This is a genomic window from Ewingella sp. AOP8-B2-18 (genome assembly GCF_052376015.1).
Lineage (GTDB): Bacteria > Pseudomonadota > Gammaproteobacteria > Enterobacterales > Enterobacteriaceae > Ewingella > Ewingella allii.
Window position 1 is genome coordinate 337860 of sequence record NZ_JBQSVB010000003.1, and the last position, 18628, is coordinate 356487.

The 18628-nt window shown below is 55.2% G+C and carries 16 protein-coding genes; 12 read left to right on the top strand and 4 right to left on the bottom strand.

The features are described from left to right. Nucleotides 1–129: 129 nt before the first annotated feature. Complete coding sequence (gene lysA / locus ACT3RR_RS09430; protein ID WP_353503278.1) at nt 130–1392, top strand: diaminopimelate decarboxylase; 1263 nt, start codon at nt 130–132, stop codon at nt 1390–1392. 3 nt (nt 1393–1395) lie between these two features. On the opposite strand, the gene galR is transcribed toward lysA, so the two are convergent. Continuing rightward, the gene (galR, locus tag ACT3RR_RS09435; RefSeq protein ID WP_353503277.1) at nt 1396–2400 is read right to left on the bottom strand and encodes an HTH-type transcriptional regulator GalR; all 1005 of its coding nucleotides are present in this window, start codon (nt 2398–2400) and stop codon (nt 1396–1398) included. Nucleotides 2401–2676: 276 nt separating this feature from the next. Here galR and ACT3RR_RS09440 point away from each other — a divergent pair, with 276 nt between their 5' ends. The 3 genes from ACT3RR_RS09440 (at nt 2677) to lplT (ending at nt 8729) form a co-directional block, all read left to right on the top strand. Then, nucleotides 2677–4938 (top strand): molybdopterin guanine dinucleotide-containing S/N-oxide reductase, encoded by a 2262-nt coding sequence (locus ACT3RR_RS09440; RefSeq protein ID WP_496200174.1) that lies wholly within the window; start codon nt 2677–2679, stop codon nt 4936–4938. A gap of 420 nt (nt 4939–5358) precedes the next feature. Then, the gene (gene aas / locus ACT3RR_RS09445; protein ID WP_485904024.1) at nt 5359–7524 is read left to right on the top strand and encodes a bifunctional acyl-ACP--phospholipid O-acyltransferase/long-chain-fatty-acid--ACP ligase; all 2166 of its coding nucleotides are present in this window, start codon (nt 5359–5361) and stop codon (nt 7522–7524) included. Beyond that, the gene (gene lplT / locus ACT3RR_RS09450) at nt 7521–8729 is read left to right on the top strand and encodes a lysophospholipid transporter LplT (RefSeq protein ID WP_496200175.1); all 1209 of its coding nucleotides are present in this window, start codon (nt 7521–7523) and stop codon (nt 8727–8729) included. The genes aas and lplT overlap by 4 nt, the downstream gene beginning before the upstream one ends. Before the next feature lie 60 nt (nt 8730–8789). Here the strand turns inward: lplT and ACT3RR_RS09455 are convergent, their stop codons facing one another. From ACT3RR_RS09455 to mutH, 3 genes are all read right to left on the bottom strand, one after another. Then, nucleotides 8790–9830 carry an NADP(H)-dependent aldo-keto reductase gene (locus tag ACT3RR_RS09455; RefSeq protein WP_353503273.1) on the bottom strand — a complete coding sequence of 347 codons (1041 nt, stop codon included), beginning with the start codon at nt 9828–9830 and terminating at the stop codon, nt 8790–8792. A 191-nt stretch (nt 9831–10021) separates the two neighbouring features. Continuing rightward, nucleotides 10022–10240, bottom strand: coding sequence for a YgdI/YgdR family lipoprotein (locus tag ACT3RR_RS09460; RefSeq protein ID WP_496200176.1), 219 nt, complete (start codon nt 10238–10240; stop codon nt 10022–10024). Between the two features lie 113 nt (nt 10241–10353). Continuing rightward, entirely contained in the window at nt 10354–11040 is a 687-nt protein-coding gene (mutH, locus tag ACT3RR_RS09465; protein WP_496200177.1) for a DNA mismatch repair endonuclease MutH, read from the bottom strand. A gap of 694 nt (nt 11041–11734) precedes the next feature. Here mutH and rppH point away from each other — a divergent pair. The 8 genes from rppH (at nt 11735) to ACT3RR_RS09505 (ending at nt 18601) form a co-directional block, all read left to right on the top strand. Then, a complete protein-coding gene (gene rppH, locus ACT3RR_RS09470) occupies nt 11735–12262 on the top strand; it encodes an RNA pyrophosphohydrolase (RefSeq protein ID WP_034792872.1) in 528 nt (175 codons plus the stop codon). A gap of 11 nt (nt 12263–12273) precedes the next feature. After that, nucleotides 12274–14520, top strand: a complete 2247-nt coding sequence (gene ptsP, locus ACT3RR_RS09475) for a phosphoenolpyruvate--protein phosphotransferase (RefSeq protein WP_034792869.1) — start codon at nt 12274–12276, stop codon at nt 14518–14520. Nucleotides 14521–14765: 245 nt separating this feature from the next. Continuing rightward, complete coding sequence (lgt, locus tag ACT3RR_RS09480; RefSeq protein WP_353503269.1) at nt 14766–15632, top strand: prolipoprotein diacylglyceryl transferase; 867 nt, start codon at nt 14766–14768, stop codon at nt 15630–15632. Between the two features lie 6 nt (nt 15633–15638). Beyond that, nucleotides 15639–16433: a thymidylate synthase gene (gene thyA, locus ACT3RR_RS09485; protein ID WP_353503268.1), complete on the top strand. Its 795-nt coding sequence runs from the start codon at nt 15639–15641 to the stop codon at nt 16431–16433. Nucleotides 16434–16697: 264 nt separating this feature from the next. Then, nucleotides 16698–17195: a prepilin peptidase-dependent protein gene (locus tag ACT3RR_RS09490; protein ID WP_496200178.1), complete on the top strand. Its 498-nt coding sequence runs from the start codon at nt 16698–16700 to the stop codon at nt 17193–17195. Beyond that, entirely contained in the window at nt 17186–17764 is a 579-nt protein-coding gene (locus ACT3RR_RS09495) for a prepilin peptidase-dependent protein (protein WP_496200179.1), read from the top strand. The genes ACT3RR_RS09490 and ACT3RR_RS09495 overlap by 10 nt, the downstream gene beginning before the upstream one ends. Further along, nucleotides 17761–18282: a YgdB family protein gene (locus ACT3RR_RS09500; RefSeq protein WP_496200180.1), complete on the top strand. Its 522-nt coding sequence runs from the start codon at nt 17761–17763 to the stop codon at nt 18280–18282. Before ACT3RR_RS09495 ends, ACT3RR_RS09500 begins: the two co-directional genes overlap by 4 nt. Next, nucleotides 18266–18601 (top strand): prepilin-type N-terminal cleavage/methylation domain-containing protein, encoded by a 336-nt coding sequence (locus tag ACT3RR_RS09505; RefSeq protein ID WP_496200181.1) that lies wholly within the window; start codon nt 18266–18268, stop codon nt 18599–18601. The genes ACT3RR_RS09500 and ACT3RR_RS09505 overlap by 17 nt, the downstream gene beginning before the upstream one ends. The last annotated feature ends 27 nt before the right edge of the window (nt 18602–18628 follow it).

The following is an 18628-nucleotide window of genomic DNA, read 5'->3' on the forward strand; positions in this document are numbered from 1 at the left end:
GGCTTCTCCGTGGGAGAGGAATATCCATATCATAAATGAATAGAGTGGTGCGAAATAGATATTTTTCAGCAGTCGCCGAGTGCGGGATACTCAGGTTAACTTTCGCTTCTTCAGAATTCAGGATCTTGTATGCCACGCGCCTTAAACGACACTTCTACTGCTCTGAACGCCGCTAATTTACTGGCACTGACCCAACAATTTGGCTGCCCGGTATGGGCTTATGATGCCGAGATCATCACTCAGCGTATCAGCCAGCTGCGCCAGTTCGACGTGATCCGTTTTGCTCAGAAGGCGTGCTCCAATATCCATATTCTGCGCCTGATGCGCGAGCAGGGCGTGAAAGTTGACTCAGTTTCTCTGGGGGAAATCGAGCGCGCGCTGCTGGCCGGTTTTAAGCCGGGCCGCGAAGCCAGCGAAATTGTCTTTACCGCCGATGTGCTGGACCAGCCGACGCTAGACCGCGTCACCGAGCTGGATATTCCGGTTAACGCCGGTTCTATTGATATGCTGGGGCAGATTGGCCGCCAGAAAGCCGGGCACCCGGTTTGGCTGCGCGTTAACCCGGGCTTTGGTCACGGCCACAGCCAGAAAACCAACACCGGCGGCGAGAACAGTAAACACGGTATCTGGTTCGGCGATTTGCCGCAGGCGCTGGCGGAGATTCAACGTTATGACCTGAAGCTGGTGGGCATTCATATGCACATCGGCTCCGGCGTGGACTACGGCCATCTGGAGCAAGTGTGCGACGCCATGGTGCGTCAGGTGATTGAAACCGGGCATGATATTGACGCCATTTCTGCCGGTGGCGGCCTGTCGATTCCTTACCGTTTCGGCGAAGAAGCCATCAATACTGAGCATTATTACGGCTTATGGAACCGCGCCCGCGAGCAGATTGCTGCACATCTGGGCCATGCCGTTCATCTGGAAATTGAGCCGGGCCGCTTCCTGGTGGCCGAATCCGGCGTGCTGGTGGCGCAGGTGCGTGCCGCCAAAAATATGGGCAGCCGCCACTTCGTGCTGTGCGATGCCGGTTTCAACGATTTAATGCGCCCGGCGATGTACGGCAGCTACCACCATATTTCCCTGCTGCCCGCCGATGGCCGCGACATCAGCAATGCGCCACTGATTGACTCAGTGATCGCCGGTCCGCTGTGTGAATCCGGCGACGTGTTCACCCAGCAGGCGGGGGGCGGGGTAGAAACCTTCGCGCTGCCACAGGTGGAAATCGGCGATTATCTGGTGTTCCACGACACTGGCGCTTACGGCGCGTCCATGTCTTCCAACTACAACAGCCGCCCGCTGTTACCAGAAGTGTTGTTTGAAAATGGCGTACCGCGCCTGATCCGCCGCCGCCAAACCATTGAGGAATTGCTGGCGCTGGAGCTGATTTAAGGCTTAGCTCGCCGGGCTGGTGACGGAATGACGGCGCACCAGCGTCGGGCTAAACATGTGGGTGGTTTCCGGCAGCGGCTGGTTGTTCGCTAAGGCTAATGCCAGCTGCGCCGCCTGATTGGCCATCGCCACTACCGGATATCTCACCGTGGTTAAACGCGGGCGCAGGTAGCGGGAAATCAGTACATCGTCGAAACCGACCAGTGAAATATCTGTCGGCACATCAATGCTGTTGTCGCTCAGCACCGACAGCGCGCCTGCCGCCATCGAGTCATTGTAGCAAGTCACCGCCGTGAAGCTGCGCCCCAGCCCCAGTAAGTCCGCCATCGCCTGCTCGCCGCCAATCTCGTCCGGCTCGGCGTAGGCAATCAGTTTGTCGTCCACCGGAATATTGTGTTCTTGCAGCGCGTCCAGATAGCCCTGTAGGCGATCGCTGGCGTCCGAAATTCCGTGGTTGGAGCATAAAATCGCAATCCGCTGATGGCCGCTTTGAATCAGATGGCGGGTCGCCAGCCATGCCCCGTAGCGGTCGTCCAGCGCCACGCAGCGCTGCTCGAAACCTGCCAGGGTTCGGTTAATCAGCACCATGCCGGGGATCTGTTTCATTAAGCTTTGCAGCTCGTCGTCCGGCAGCATCTTGGCGTGAACCACCAATGCCGCGCAGCGATGGCGAATCAGTTGCTCAATCGCCTGACGCTCTTTATCCACATTATGGTAACCGTTACCAATCAGCAGGAAGTTGCCGGTGGCGTAAGCCACCTGCTCGACGGCTTTCACCATTGCGCCGAAGAAGGGGTCAGAAACATCGGCCACGATCAGACCAAGGGTTTCCGTAGACTGCTGTGCGAGGGCGCGTGCATTGGCATTCGGATGATATTGCAAATGTTGCATGGCGCTAAGCACCGCCTCCCGCGAGCTGTCACTCGCCTTTGGCGAATGATTTATTACGCGAGAAACCGTGGCGACGGAAACACCCGCCAGTCTTGCAACATCTTTGATGGTAGCCATTACACGTCCAAAATTTGTGTGAGGGTAAACGCTTACACTATCAGTTTTACGGAAAATGACTCGGGCCGCAAGGCCATGGGATGGTAAGCATGTGATCTGGGTCAAAGGTTGACGGGGCAAATTCAACTTCAAGGTCAAGACCGTGGGCGGCGATCCCACGGTCTTGACCTTAAGGCGGGCTTGGGCAGCCGCCCAAAAAAGTTCTCGGCGTTGAACTGAACGCCAAACTAGTGCATGTTTCCCCTGAAACTCCTACTCCCGAGACAGAAACCCTTAATGACTATTCGCCGATTCCCACAGTTGGCCCACTGGGGGGCTTACACCGCCGTTGTTGAAGATGGACGCCTGATCCGCTGTGAACCCCACATCGCAGACAGCGATCCCTCGCCAATGCTGGACTCCATCATCCCTCTGGTCTATTCCGACAAACGCATTCGCAAACCGGCGGTGCGGCGCTCTTGGCTGCAAAAGCGTGAGCACAGCAACCGGGCGCTGCGGGGCAAGGAGGACTTTGTCGAAGTGGATTGGGATCTGGCGCTGGATCTGGTGGCGGAAGAGAACCGCCGGGTGCGGGAAAAATATGGCGCGGCGGGGATCTTCACTGGCTCCTACGGCTGGTCGTCGGCGGGGCGTTTGCACCACGCGCGTTCGCTGGTGCGGCGTTTCTACTTTACCGGCGGCGGCGGGGTGGATCAGGAGGGGAACTACAGCTGGGGGACGGCGCAATTCTTCCTGCCTTACATTATCGGCACCTTCACGCCGCTTACTGGCCGGGTGACGACTTGGCCGAGCGTGGTGGATAATGCCGAGATCTTGCTGGCATTTGGCGGCTTAGCGCTGAAAAATGCCCAAGTGGCGTCGGGCGGGGCGGTGGCGCACACTCTCAAACCGGCGCTGGAGCAGCTGGCGAAAAAGGGCACGCCGATCGTCAACATTAGCCCGATGCGCGATGACTGCCCAGAGTTTGCCAACGCCGAGTGGATCCCGATTCGGCCCAACACCGACGCCGCGCTGATGATGGCGCTGGCTTTTGAAATTCAAAGGCTTGGCGCGCAGGATGATGCCTTCCTCGCCTCGCACTGCGTGGGCTATCCCCAGCTGGAGGCTTATTTACAGGGTAAAAGCGACGGCGTGGAGAAGACGCCGGAGTGGGCCAGCCAGATCACTGGCATCCCCGCTGCGTGCATCGCCAAACTGGCGCAACAGCTGATTGGCGTGCGCAGTTTCATTACCTGTGCCTACTCGGTGCAGCGCGCCCATCGCGGCGAGCAGCCTTATTGGATGATGATTGCCCTGTCGGCGATGCTCGGACAGGTTGGGCTACCGGGCGGCGGTTTCTCCTTTGGTCACGGCTCAATGAACGGCGTCGGCAACCCGCGTTTCGACACGCCGGGGCCTGCCGTCAGCACCGGACCGAACCCCTCGGGCTTATCTATTCCCGTGGCACGCATCAGCGACATGTTGCTTAATCCGGGCCAGCCTTATGAGTTTCAAGGCAAAACCTCTCATTATCCCGACATCCATCTGGTGCACTGGGCGGGCGGCAATCCCTTTCACCATCACCAGCAGCTGAATCGGCTGGTAGAAGGCTGGCAGCGGCCGGATACCATTATCGTGCAGGACAACGTCTGGACCGCGGCGGCGCGCATGGCCGATATTGTCCTTCCCGCCACCACTTCCCTTGAGCGTAATGACATTGGCGGCTCTTCGCGCGATCGCTACGTGCTGGCGATGCATCAGGCGATTGCGCCACGGCATCAGGCGCGCAATGACATCGACATTTTCGCCGATTTGGCTGAACGCTTGGGCTATCGCGAGCAATTTACATTGGGGCGCGATGAGAATGCTTGGCTGAGGCAGATTTACCAGCAGTGCGGCGCGGCGCAGCAGGGGACGGGAGCGCAATGGCCGGATTTCGACACTTTCTGGCAGCGCGGCTCGGTCGAACTGCCCATGCCGCAGCAGGATTATGTGTTTTTCGAAGAATTTCGCAAAAGCCCGCGCGCCAACCCGCTGGCGACGCAAAGTGGCAAGATTGAGCTCTTCTCCGAGAAAATCGCCGGTTATGGCTATGACGACTTCGCTGGCCATCCTGAATGGCGGCCGCCGGTGGAATGGCTGGGGTCGGAGACGGCAAAAACCTGGCCGCTGCACCTGATTTCCATTCAGCCTAAAGATCGTCTGCACAGCCAGATGGATCAATCCCCTCTGGCGCAGAGCAACAAGACTGCAGGCAAAGAGACGCTGCTGATGCACCCCGCCGATGCCGCCGCGAGGCAGTTGAAAAAGGGTTATCAGGTCAAAATTTTCAACGCGCGGGGCAGCTGTCTGGCGGGCGTGGAGCTGAATGAAGGTATTGCGCGCGGCGTGGTGCTGATGGCGACCGGAGCCTGGTTCGATCCGGGATTTGGCGGCCCGTGGCAGGAGACGGAGCAGGCGGGAAACCCCAACGTGCTGACCTTAGACATCGGCACCTCGCGGCTGACACAGGGGCCAAACGCCATGAGCTGTCTGGTGGAAGTAGCGCGGCATAAGTGAGGTCGAAATGACGGATTTCTGCACCGAAATGGTGAGATAAATGTTCAAAAAATGAGGTAACTGCCTGATGTTTCATGAATGGCTAAACTCAGGCAGTTTTTCACCACTGGTTACACTTTGCGTGATTATGTTGCGATTGGCTGCTGGCTGTTGATCGGCCAAAGCGGATAAATTGAACGTCCCAGAGGTATTGATTGGTGAATCATCAGCGTACACTGTATGTTGATACCGATTAAATTTGCACCAACCTACGCGGATGCGTAGGTTTTTTTTTGCCAAAATTCGGTTGTAATATGGGCACACCTCGCAAAGTCTTAAACTTCTTCCCTTCCTTCGTCAAATCTCCGTCTCCTATAGTATGCTGTTTCTATAACCTTTTTTTTCTTAGACTCAGGGATGGCTCATAAGGAGATGGCACTGATGTATCGATTTCTTTTCGCTCTTTTCCGTATCGTATTCCGCCTGGCGTTTCGCGTGACGGTGACCCCGGCTCACCCCAATTTCAATTACCCTAAGCTGCTGATAACACCCAACCATGTGTCATTTATCGATGGCGTGCTGCTGGTGCTGTTTCTGCCCGTTAAGCCGGTGTTTGCGGTCTATTCGGATATTACCGACAGCTGGTATATGCAGTGGTTGAAGCAGTATGTGGACTTCGTGCCGCTGGACCCGACCAAGCCGATGGCAATCAAACGGCTGGTGCGGGAAGTGGAGAAAGGTCGCCCGGTGGTGGTATTCCCCGAGGGGCGCATTACGGTGACCGGCTCATTGATGAAAATTTATGACGGCGCGGCCTTTGTGGCGGCGAAGTCGCAGGCCACGGTGCTGCCGGTGCGCATTGATGGCGCGGAGTACACGCCGTTTGGCCGCCTGTTCGGTAGCTTTAAAATCCGCTGGTTCCCAAAAATCACTATCAACGTTTTACCGCCGCAGCAGGTGTCTATGCCTGAAGCCCCGCGCGCCCGCGACCGCCGCGTACTGGCCGGGCAAAAGCTGCACGACATTATGATGGACGCGCGGATGACGACCCGCGAGCCGCAAACGCTCTATCAGGCGCTGCTTTCAGCTCAAACTCGCTACGGCCGCCGAAAACCCTGCATTGCTGATATCGCGTTTAAAGAAGATAGCTATCAGGGGTTGCTGAAGAAATCCCTTGGCGTAAGCCGCATCCTGCAACGCTTTACCCGCGAGGGCGAGCACGTTGGGATGCTTCTGCCCAACGCGACCATTATGGCCGCCGCGCTGTTCGGCGCCTCGATGCGCAACCGTATTCCTGCTTTGCTCAACTACACCTCTGGCGCGAAGGGCATCAAAAGCGCTATGAAAGCGGCAAACATTGAAACCATCATCACCTCGCGCCAGTTTTTGGAAAAGGGCAAGTTGACTCATTTGCCGGAGAACGTGCCTGAGGCGAAATGGGTCTATCTCGAAGACTTAAAAGATACCGTCACCAAAGAAGACAAACTGTGGATTTTATTCCACCTGATTTTCCCAAGCCGGGCCATGCTGCCGCAGAAACCCGACGACGCCGCGCTGGTGCTGTTCACCTCCGGCTCCGAGGGCAATCCGAAAGGCGTGGTGCACTCCCACGCCAGTCTGCTGGCCAACGTCGAGCAGATCCGCACCATTGCAGACTTCACGCCGCGTGACCGTTTTATGTCGTCACTGCCGCTGTTCCACGCCTTTGGCCTGACCGTCGGCCTGTTAACGCCGCTGATGACCGGCGCACGCGTGTTCCTCTACCCAAGTCCGTTGCATTATCGCATCGTGCCGGAGCTGGTTTATGACCAGAACTGCACCGTGCTGTTTGGCACCTCCACCTTCCTCGGTAACTATGCCCGTTTCGCCCATCCTTATGACTTTGCGCGCCTGCGCTATGTGGTGGCGGGGGCTGAGAAGCTGTCTGAAGGCACCAAGCAAATCTGGCAGGACAAGTTCGGCATTCGCATTCTTGAAGGCTACGGCGTGACCGAGTGTGCCCCGGTGGTGTCGATTAACGTGCCGATGGCGACCAAAATTAAAACTGTTGGCCGTATTCTGCCGGGCATGGAGTCGCGACTGATCAAGGTGCCGGGGATTGAAGAGGGCGGCCGCTTGCAGCTGCGCGGGCCAAATATCATGAAAGGCTACCTGCGGGTAGAAAATCCGGGCGTGTTGGAAAAACCGCAGGCCGAGAACGCCGAGGGCGAGATCCAGCCCGGCTGGTATGACACCGGCGATATTGTCACCTTAGATGAGCAGGGCTTCTGCACCATCAAGGGCCGCGTTAAGCGTTTTGCCAAGTTGGCCGGTGAAATGGTCTCTTTGGAAAGTGTGGAGCAGTTGGCGCTGAAGGCGTCACCTGATGGGCAGCATGCGGCGACCTCGCGCACTGATAGCAGTAAGGGCGAGGCGCTGGTGCTGTTCACAACGGATGCAGAATTACGTCGTGACGCCTTATCCAAAGCCGCCCGCGAACTTGGGCTGCCGGAACTTACCGTGCCGCGCGATATTCGCGTGGTGAAAGCCTTGCCGCTGCTTGGCAGCGGAAAACCAGATTTTGTCACTCTGCGAGAGATGGCAGAAAAACCGGAGCCCCAAGAATGAATCAGCCTTTAGCCGCCAAATCTCCGCTGATGTCGCGCAGTATGGTCGCGGTAATTGTCGCCCAGTTTTTGTCAGCCTTTGGCGATAACGCGCTGCTGTTTGCCGCGTTGGCGTTGATTAAACAACAGCTTTACCCCGACTGGAGCCAGCCTATTCTGCAAATGGCTTTCGTCGCCACTTACATCATTCTCGCGCCTTTTGTCGGCCAGTTCGCCGACAGTTTTGCCAAAGGCCGGGTGATGATGTTCGCCAATATCCTCAAATTGGCGGGGGCGGCGGTGATCTGCGTCGGGCTAAATCCCTTCTTGGGTTACACTCTGGTGGGCATTGGCGCGGCGGCTTACTCGCCAGCCAAATACGGCATTTTGGGCGAAATCACCGAAGGCGAGCAGTTGGTAAAAGCTAACGGCCTGATGGAAGGTTCGACCATCGCCGCTATCCTACTGGGTTCCGTGGCCGGTGGGGCATTGGCCGACTGGAACGTGCTGGCCGCCTTGGGCGTTTGTGTGCTGACTTACGGCTTAGCCGTGGTGGCTAACTGGTTCATTCCAAAGCTGGCCGCCGCGCGTCCGGGCCAGTCATGGCGCTTATCGGCGATGACCGGCACCTTCTTCCGCGCCTGCCGTATCCTGTGGAAAGATGCTGAAACGCGCTTCTCATTAGTCGGCACCAGCCTGTTCTGGGGCGCGGGCGTGACGCTGCGCTTCCTGCTGGTGCTGTGGGTGCCGGTGGCGCTAGGCATTACGGATAACAAAACCCCGACCCTGCTTAACGCCATGGTGGCGATTGGTATTGTGTTCGGTGCCGGTGCGGCGGCCAAGCTCATCACGCTAAAAACGGTGAAACGCTGCCTGCCTGCAGGTATCGCCATTGGCGTGGCGGTGGTGGTGTTCACGCTGCAAACCAAAATGCTCAATGCATACATCGTACTGGTGCTGGTGGGGATTTTGGGCGGCTTCTTCGTGGTGCCGCTGAATGCCTTATTGCAGCATCTCGGCAAGGCGTCTGTCGGCGCAGGTAACGCGATTGCGGTGCAGAATCTCGGTGAGAATACCGCGATGCTGCTGATGCTCGGGCTGTATTCGCTGGCGGTGATGGCCGGTGCGCCAGTGCTCGCCATTGGTGTCGGCTTCGGCGTCGTCTTTGCTCTGGCGATTATCGCGCTCTGGGCGTGGCAGATTGCGCAAAAGCGCCGCGCGCCATAATGAGTCACAGATAAAAGAAAAGGGCGCCTCGGCGCCCTTTTTTGTGCCCACCGTTCAGACTTAAGGTGCAGGAATGGTGAAGCGTTTGTGGATCTCTTCCAGCGAGTTCAGCACTTCTTGGTCCAGCGTCAGGTTCTGGCTGTCGATGTTGGTCTTCAGCTGTTCCAGCGTGGTGGCGCCAATCAGGGTGCTGGCAACGAATGGCTGTTGGCGAACAAAGGCCAGCGCCATTTGTGACGGGTCGAGATTGTGCTTCTTAGCCAGCGCGACGTATTCGGCAATCGCCAGTTCAGACTGCGGCGAAGAGTAGCGAGTAAAGCGGCTAAACAGCGTGTTACGCGCGTTGGCAGGCTTAGCGCCGTTGAGATACTTGCCGCTCAGAGTGCCAAACGCCAGGCTGGAATAGGCCAGCAGCTCAACGCCTTCGTGCTGGCTGATTTCCGCCAGACCAATCTCAAAGCTGCGGTTCAGCAGGCTGTACGGGTTTTGAATCGACACAATGCGCGGCAGGTCGTGCTTTTCGGCCAATTGCAGATAGCGCATCACGCCCCAAGGTGTTTCATTGGAGACGCCGATATAGCGGATTTTCCCGGCACGAACCTGCTCGTTTAACGCTTCTAACGTTTCCAAAATGGTGACAGGAGTGCTGTCTTCACTGTACTGATAACCCAGTTTGCCGAAGAAGTTCGCCGGGCGCTGCGGCCAGTGCACCTGATACAAATCGATATAGTCGGTGTTCAAACGTTGCAGGCTGGCATCCACTGCGGCGCGGATGTTCTTGCGATCCAGCATCTGTGCCGGGCGAATGGCGTTATCGTTATTGCGTGAAGGCCCGGACACTTTGCTGGCGAGAATGATTTTCTCGCGATTGCCGCGCGCTTTCAGCCAGCTACCAATATAAGACTCGGTCAGCCCCTGAGTTTCAGGGCGCGGTGGCACGGGGTACATTTCTGCAGTATCAATAAAGTTGATACCCGCCGCCACGGCGTAATCCAGTTGTTGGTGGGCATCGGCTTCGCTGTTTTGTTCACCAAAGGTCATGGTGCCGAGTCCCAGTAGACTCACTTCTAAAGAACTATGGGGTATACGGTGATATTGCATTGCCGGTCTTCCTTACTCTCTGAGAATGTCAGGCCGATAAAAGCGCCTCAACTGACTTATCTTCACAAAACGGGTGTTAACTGACTATATACAAGCGGTGCGAGTGGGGGAAGTGCGGCAGCGGAGATAGGCAGAAAATGGCAAGAGCGCCTAAAAGGCCAGCGGAAAGGGCCGCTGGCAATTCATGTTAATTAGCGTTTCATCACCTGACTCACGTTATCGTTGTTGATCTGACGCTCATTGCCTTGATCATCGGTGTAGCTCAGCAGGCCGGTAGATTTATCCAGCTTAGGTTTGCCATCGGTCAGGATCATACTGCCGTCTTTGGTGGAAATGACATAATCGCTGGCACACCCTGCCAAACCGACAACCACCAGCGCAGCGCTGATTATCATTAAGCCTTTTTTCATGATTATTCCTCTAAGTAATGGGCTGTAAATAAAGATAGTCAACAGCCTAGCAAAAGGGCCAGACGACCGTTGAAAAAAAAGCGTTTTATTTCGTATAGATCAATAAGGCTGATTTAAAGCAGGAAATGTCGAGCCAGCAGAGGGCCGGTAAAGCTTTTCTTCAAGTAAAAGCCACGGGGCAGGGTCATGATCGGCTGCCCAAACTCACCAATGGCTTCCGTCAGGGCTTTGCTATTGGCCCCTTTGGGACGAAGTTGTAAGAATTCGCCTTTACGCGCGGTTATGGTTTCGACCTTGCCCAAAACAATCAAATCCATCAGCTCTTCCCAGTCTTCGCGCAGTTGCTGCTCTTCCTCTTCGGAAGGACTCCAGATGAGAGGCGCACCAATGCGGCGCTCTGCCAGCGGGATCTGCCGCTCGCCTTCGACCGGTATCCACAGCACTCGCGCCAATTTATGTCTGACATGGCTATTTTCCCACGTCACGCCGCTGTTGCCGGTCAGGGGCGCGACGCAGACAAAAGTGGTCTCTAAAGGTTTACCCTGTGCGTCGATGGGGATGGTTTTTAGCTCGACGCCGATGGCCGCAAAGTCCTGCTCCGGCTTACTGCCCGCCATCGCCCCTAAATAGACCTCAAGCAGCATGCCGACCCAACCCTTCTCGCGCTTGAGATCAGGAGGAATAGGCAAAGAAGCCCGGGCAGCCAGTTCACCCAGTGAGTAACCAGCCAGGGACTGGGCGCGCGCCAGCAGGCTCTGTTCATCCTTGGGAGGTTCTGTCATAGGAAATGGAATCGACATACAGCAAGTCTCAGATTTATTGGTTAATTTTCATACGCAGGTTTAATCACATCGGGAATTAAAAGTTATACCCGTGGATAGGTCGAATAATAGCATGATTTATTGCGCTTTTTTTTCCGCATAGCCGCGATCGCGCGAGGGATAATATAAAGTTGATCCACAGTTGCGGGTGACAATGAACAGGATCTTCCCCCTAGTTATCCACAGATTTTCTGGATAACCTCAGCTTATTCCGATCACTGGTTCGATTTACAGGCTTGACGGAGGGGGTATTTTGTCTTTTTGTCCCATAATTGGACAAAGTAGCGACTTTCTCTGTGGATAAAAACGGCGTTGATGGATCTTTCGCCAATAGCGATCGCTGTTACTCATTAAGGGCTGAGTAAACCCAGTGAAGAAGCTGTGAATTACTTTTAATTACATGAAATATATATCTTTAATATCACTGTCATCTGAGGGTAAGAAAAAGCTAAAAATAGTTTTACCCCTCTTGCTATGAAGTTCTTCACACATCTATCCACAGAAAAAGTGAATAAAATCGCACGACATGGCGAGCTTCTGTTTATAACTTTGCCATTCTCTGTGAGTTATCCCATTTTTATTCGTGAAGATAGGGGGTAAGCAGTGGTTTACCGCCTGTTGGTAGTATGAAACAATCAAGACATCTATGATTTGAAGTTATTGAGGTAGTCCGGTGATCGATGATGATGGCTACCGCCCGAATGTTGGTATCGTAATCTGCGACAAGCAGGGCCAAGTTTTATGGGCCAGACGATACGGCCAGCACTCCTGGCAGTTTCCGCAAGGGGGCATAAACCCTGGCGAAACCGCCGAACAGGCCATGTACCGTGAACTGTTTGAAGAGGTAGGTCTCAGCAGAAAAGACGTACGTATTCTGGCTTCGACCCGCAACTGGTTGCGCTATAAATTGCCAAAACGTTTGGTGCGTTGGGATACAAAGCCGGTGTGTATCGGCCAAAAGCAAAAATGGTTCTTGCTGCAATTGATGTGCAATGATGCGGACATCAACATGCAGCGCAGCAGTACGCCAGAATTTGATGGCTGGCGCTGGGTGAGCTTCTGGTATCCGGTGCGTCAGGTCGTGTCCTTCAAACGTGATGTTTACCGCCGCGTAATGAAAGAGTTTTCCACGACTGTGATGCCAATACAGGAAACGCCCGTGCCCCGGACATCGCCCGCTTACCGTCGGAAAAGAGGCTAAGTCGCAAAGAGATGCTCACGCGTTTGCGAGAAATTGTTGAAAAGGTAGCAATGGCGTCCAGCCTGAATGATGCGTTGGACGTTTTGGTCAATGAAACCTGCCTGGCGATGGATACAGAAGTCTGTTCCGTTTATCTCGCTGATAATGACCGCCGTTGTTACTACCTGATGGCGACGCGAGGTTTGAAAAAACCTCGCGGGCGCACTATCACGCTAGCCTTTGACGAAGGGATCGTCGGGTTGGTAGGGCGGCTTGCCGAACCCATCAACCTCGCCGACGCTCAGAGCCATCCTAGTTTCAAATATATCCCTCAAGTAAAAGAAGATCTCTTCAGATCCTTCCTCGGTGTGCCGATCATTCATCGTCGTCAGCTACTTGGCGTGTTGGTTATCCAGCAGCGTGAGCATCGGCAGTTCGACGAAGGTGAAGAGTCCTTTATGGTCACGCTGGCCAACCAGCTGGCAGGGATACTTTCGCAAGCGCAGCTCAACGTTCTCTATGGCCGCTTTCGCCAGACTCGCGTCAAAGCACTGGCTGCCTCGCCCGGTGTGGCTATCGGCATTGGCTGGCAGGACAGTACCCAGCCTTCTCTCGACCAAGTCTACATGGCGTCCACGCTGGACACCGTGCGTGAACGCGAACGCCTGACCCGCGCACTGGAAGAAGCCGGTGCCGAGTTCCGTCGCTTCAGTAAGCGTTTCACCGCCAGCGCGCAAAAAGAGAGCGCGGCTATTTTCGACCTCTACTCGCACCTGCTCAACGACGCGCGCCTCAAACGTGATCTCTTCACTGAGATCGACAAGGGTGCGGTGGCCGAGTGGGCGGTTAAGAAGGTGGTCGAGCAGTTCGCCGCGCAGTTCGCCAGCTTGCAAGACACTTATATGCGCGAGCGCGGCAGCGATTTGCGCGCACTCGGCCAGCGACTGGTGTTCCACCTTGATGACACCATTCAGGGCAATACGACGTGGCCAGAGCGTTTCATTCTGGTGGCCGACGAGCTGACCGCCACGCTGCTGGCGGAGATGCCTCAAGATCGTCTGGCTGGCGTGGTGGTGCGCGACGGCGCGGCTAACTCGCACGCCGCGATCTTGGTCCGCGCCATGGGCGTGCCGACCATTATGGGGGCGGATATTCAGCCTTCGCTGCTCAGCCAGCGCCAGTTAATCGTCGATGGCTATCGCGGCGAGTTGTTGATCGACCCCGAGCCGGTGCTGGTCAACGAATATAAGCGCCTGATTAGCGAAGAGATGGAGCTAAGCCAGCGCGCTGAATATGACGTAGAACAGCCCGCGGCGATGAAAACCGGCGAGCGCGTTCAGGTAATGCTGAATGCGGGCCTGAGCGCCGACCACGAGAAGCTGTTCGGCAGCCGTGTCGATGGCGTGGGTCTCTACCGTACTGAAATTCCCTTTATGCTCCAGAGCGGCTTCCCCTCTGAAGAGGAGCAGGTGGCGCAGTATCAGGGCATGCTCCAGCTATTCCCGAGCAAGCCGGTGACGCTGCGTACGCTGGACATTGGTTCAGACAAACAGCTGCCTTACATGCCAATTAGCGAGGAGAACCCTTGCCTCGGCTGGCGCGGTATCCGCATTACCCTCGACCAGCCGGAAATCTTCCTGATACAGGTGCGTGCCATGCTGCGCGCCAATGCCGCTACCGGCAATCTCGGCATCTTGCTGCCGATGATCACCAGTCTGGAAGAGATTGACGAAGCGCGCCGCCTGATTGACCGTGCTGGGCGCGAAGTGCAGGAGCAACTGGGTTACGATTTACCGAAAACCCGTATTGGCGTGATGATTGAAGTACCTTCCATGATTTTCATGCTGCCATCGCTGGCAGGGCGGGTGGACTTCATCTCGGTCGGCACCAACGACCTGACCCAGTACCTGTTAGCCGTGGATCGCAACAACACGCGGGTCGCAGGTCTGTATGACAGCCTGCATCCAGCAATGCTGCGTGTCTTGAAGCAGATTGTGACCGAAGGCGAAGCGGCCGGTTTACAAATCAGCCTCTGTGGAGAAATGGCGGGCGACCCAATGGGCGCGCTGCTGTTGACCGGCATGGGCTACCGCAACCTCAGTATGAACGGCCGCAGTGTGGCAAGAATTAAATATTTATTGCGCAGTATTGAGCTGGCGGATGCTCAAGAGTTGGCGCGCCGGGTGCTTGAAGCCCAGTTCACCACTGATGTGCGACATATGACTGCAGCCTTTATGGAACGCCGAGGTTTAGGCGGTTTGATTCGCGGCGGTAAATAGCCCTAAGGCGCTAAATCACTGCTTTTCCAGCCGTCAGTCAGTATTAAACTGGCGGTAATGAGACGTTTTTTTACAGAACTTTTCCAGCCGTGTTTGCCCGTGGCTCATATTGCCTGTGCTATGATCCGCGACCTGCTGACCCCTAACCGGGCGATATCTGTGTACGTCGTGTTGCAGGAAGGCAACGAGCACACCTGCACCCGAAGTATGAAGGGTATAAAACAATAAACTACTTGTGGTGATAGATGAGCAATAGCTATCTGGCGTTTCCCCAGTTTGATCCGGTCATTTTCTCGCTAGGACCGGTTTCACTTCACTGGTATGGCTTGATGTATCTGGTCGGTTTCGTGTTCGCAATGTGGCTGGCCGTGCGCCGTGCCAACAAGCCGGGCAGTGGCTGGAAAAAAGAAGAAGTTGAGAACCTGCTGTATGCCGGATTCTTAGGCGTCTTCCTCGGCGGCCGCATCGGCTATGTCTTTTTCTACAACTTGCCACTGTTCCTCGAAAACCCGCTTTATCTGTTTAAAGTCTGGGATGGCGGCATGTCCTTCCACGGCGGTTTGATTGGCGTTATCGTGGTGATGCTGTGGTTTGCGCGTCGCACAAAACGCACTTTCTTCCAGGTTTCAGATTTTATTGCTCCGCTGATCCCATTTGGTCTCGGTGCAGGGCGCTTGGGTAACTTCATCAATGGCGAACTGTGGGGCCGCGTGACCACGGTGCCTTGGGCAATGCTGTTCCCTGGCTCGCGTCAGGAAGATATCGCCATTGCCTCCGCTGACCCGCAATGGCAGCCGCTGCTCAACCAATACGGCGTTCTGCCGCGTCACCCTTCGCAGGTTTACGAACTGCTGCTGGAAGGCGTAGTGCTGTTTATTATTCTCAACCTGTTCATCCGTAAGCCACGCCCAATGGGTGCTGTTTCAGGTCTATTCCTGATTGGTTACGGCGCATTCCGCAGCATCGTTGAGCACTTCCGCCAGCCGGACGCTCAGCTGGGGCTGTTCGACGGCTTCATCAGCATGGGACAGATCCTTTCGCTGCCGATGGTTATCGCTGGTGTCATCGTGATGATCTGGGCCTACCGTCGCCCGCAGAAACAATTATCTTGAGGTAACATGAAACAGTATCTGGATTTAATGCAGAAGGTGCTCGATGAGGGCACACCTAAAGCTGACCGTACCGGTACGGGTACGGTGTCAATTTTTGGTCATCAGATGCGTTTCAATCTGCAAGATGGCTTTCCACTGGTAACCACCAAGAAGTGCCATTTGCGCTCTATCATTCATGAGCTGCTGTGGTTCCTGAAAGGCGAAACCAACATTGCTTATCTGCGTGAAAACAACGTCACCATTTGGGACGAGTGGGCAGATGAGAATGGCGATCTTGGCCCGGTTTATGGCAAACAGTGGCGTTCTTGGGGCGCGGCCGATGGCAAGCAGATCGATCAGTTAAGCAACGTCATCAAACAGTTGAAGCAAGATCCTGACTCTCGTCGCATCATTGTTTCCTCTTGGAATGTCGGTGAATTGGATCAGATGGCCTTGGCGCCTTGCCATGCCTTCTTCCAGTTCTACGTGGCTAACGGCAAGCTCTCTTGCCAGCTATACCAGCGCTCATGCGACGTCTTCCTTGGCCTACCATTCAACATTGCCAGTTACGCTCTGCTGGTGCATATGGTGGCTCAGCAGTGTGACCTCGAAGTGGGTGACTTCGTCTGGACAGGCGGTGATACTCACCTCTATAGCAACCACATGGAACAGACTCATTTGCAACTGAGTCGCGAACCCCGTGCCTTGCCGAAACTGGTTATCAAACGTAAGCCGGCCTCACTGTTTGATTACGAGTTCGACGATTTTGCTATTGAGGGTTATGACCCTCACCCACCGATTAAAGCGCCGGTCGCTATCTAACCTCGCGTTATTCCCGCCAGCTCCCCGCTGGCGGGAAACTCACTCTCCCTTTTTTAACTCCCTCCCTTAACGCCATCTTTCCTGAACGCTTTTCTACACTTTTTTTCTGCCGGTATCCGGTATTTTTTCACCCGCTATTCGAGTTTGCGAGGCATCACGCAAAATCCTTGTGATTGATGAATTTTGCAGAATATTTTCTCGAGGTTTCTTGGAGATCAAAGGCTTACCCGTAGCGCAGAGAAAATGGCTGGATAAACTCGCCTCATGGAAATGACCAACGAAGTAAAAGAGCGGGGCATGACGCTGATTGAAATACTGGTGGTGATCGCCCTTATTGCGATGTGCAGCTTATGGGGGCTACAGGGCTGGCGGGCCTATCAGCAATCGCTGGTACTGGAACAGCATGCCCAAAGGTTACGTTCATACCTGACTGAACTGCAGGCCGAGGCGAATGCTTATAACCGCTCTGTTATTTTATGGGTTATCGGCGGGAGCGGAGGCTGCGTGGGGCAGGGAAACAAGCCCGTGCGCTGTGACGCAGATAGTCCCGCGCCGCACTTTCGCATTATTGATGCCGAGGTGGAAATTACCGATTTTACCCACAAGGTGATGGGCTTTTATGGCATCCGCAATGCTGCTCAGGCTGGGCATATTACTCTGCGTAATTCTGCCGGCAGCCTGCGCATTATTCTTTCTACCAGAGGCAGACTTCGAATATGCAGTGAAGGCAAAGCCATATTGGGAATATCACTATGCGTCTGAAACAGCGCGGTTTTACTTTGCCAGAGGTGCTGATGGCCTTGAGTATCGGCAGCATGCTAATGCTCAGTTCGGCGCAGCTTTATCCTTTGCTGCGCCAGCGCAGCCAAAACCTCAGTCATCACTTCCAATTAGACCAATTACTGAGAAGCGCGGTTTCTAATCTCGAGAAAGATCTGCGTCGCGCCGGCTTTTGTAATGGTGAATGCAGAGGGAGCGCCACGGTTTTTGGGCAAAGCACAGGAGAGCCCGCACATTCCTGCATCATCATCGCCTATGACCTCAATCGTAATGGCCGCTGGGAGCCTGCCGGCAATGACAATGCCGAATACTTTGCCTATCGCTTACGCGCAGGCGCCATTGAAACCCTGCGAGGTGCCGCGAGCTGCCAAGGGAGTGGTTGGGAGAAGTTGCTGGATCCCGCCGAAGTCAAAGTGACCGATTTCAACGTCACAAAGCGGCTTACTCCACGCGGCAATTCATTGTTTACTATTAATATTGCTGCACACTGGCGCGAGACGCCGACGGTGCATCGCCGGGTTGAAACCCGGGTGGCAGGGCGGGCGAGATGATGGGATCAGGATGGCGGATTCAGCGGCAGAGAGGCAGCGCCATGATGCTCAGCGTCATGATGATGATGTCTCTGGGGATTATCGTTCTGACTAACCTTGGGCAGCAACTGGCAGATAGCCTGACACTCACTGGCCATGAGCATCGCTATCTAACAGCGCGCGAGCAGGCCGAATCCTCACTGAACTGGGGACTTAACCAAACATGGCAAGCTTCAGCGAGCAATCAATGGCAGTGCCAGCATGCTGATATCCACATTTCCGGCCAGCCGCCGCAGAGCTTACGTAGCTGTGTTCGTCCCTCCCTGCGCCAAGGCGTTTTTTTGCTCAAGGGGGAGGGCGCGACTGATAACCACACGCGACCGCTGGTGGTGTATCAGCAGGCGAGGATGCTGGGCTCGCCGAACGGCAGCCGCCGATTTGCCGCAATTGTGCAGGGCTGGTTAGATTTCTGCCCTGAGTCAGACCCTGATTATTGTGAAGAAGATGCAAGAGAGGATAACAATGCAAAAGGGATTTAGTCTGCCAGAGGCGCTGATAGCGACTTTGCTACTCGCGGTCTCTTTATTGGCGCTGTTGCAGTATTACCAATCACTGAGCAATGGCTTTAGCCGCCAGTGGCAGTTCAGACAGGCAAAGTCTGAGGCACACGCCCAGCTCGAGGTCTTTGCTGTTAGCGGCAAAGGTTATCCACAGTTATCTGGCTGGCAAAGCCAGATAACTGTGGCAAATCAGCTCGGCGGGTGCCGAAGCGTAGTGACTCAGGTACAAGCCCCTGCTGGATATCTCGCCCGTGCGGCAAGAATATTGTGTGATTCAGATAGCGAACCCGTCTTATGACGCCAATCGGCCTAGGTCACGGGTTTT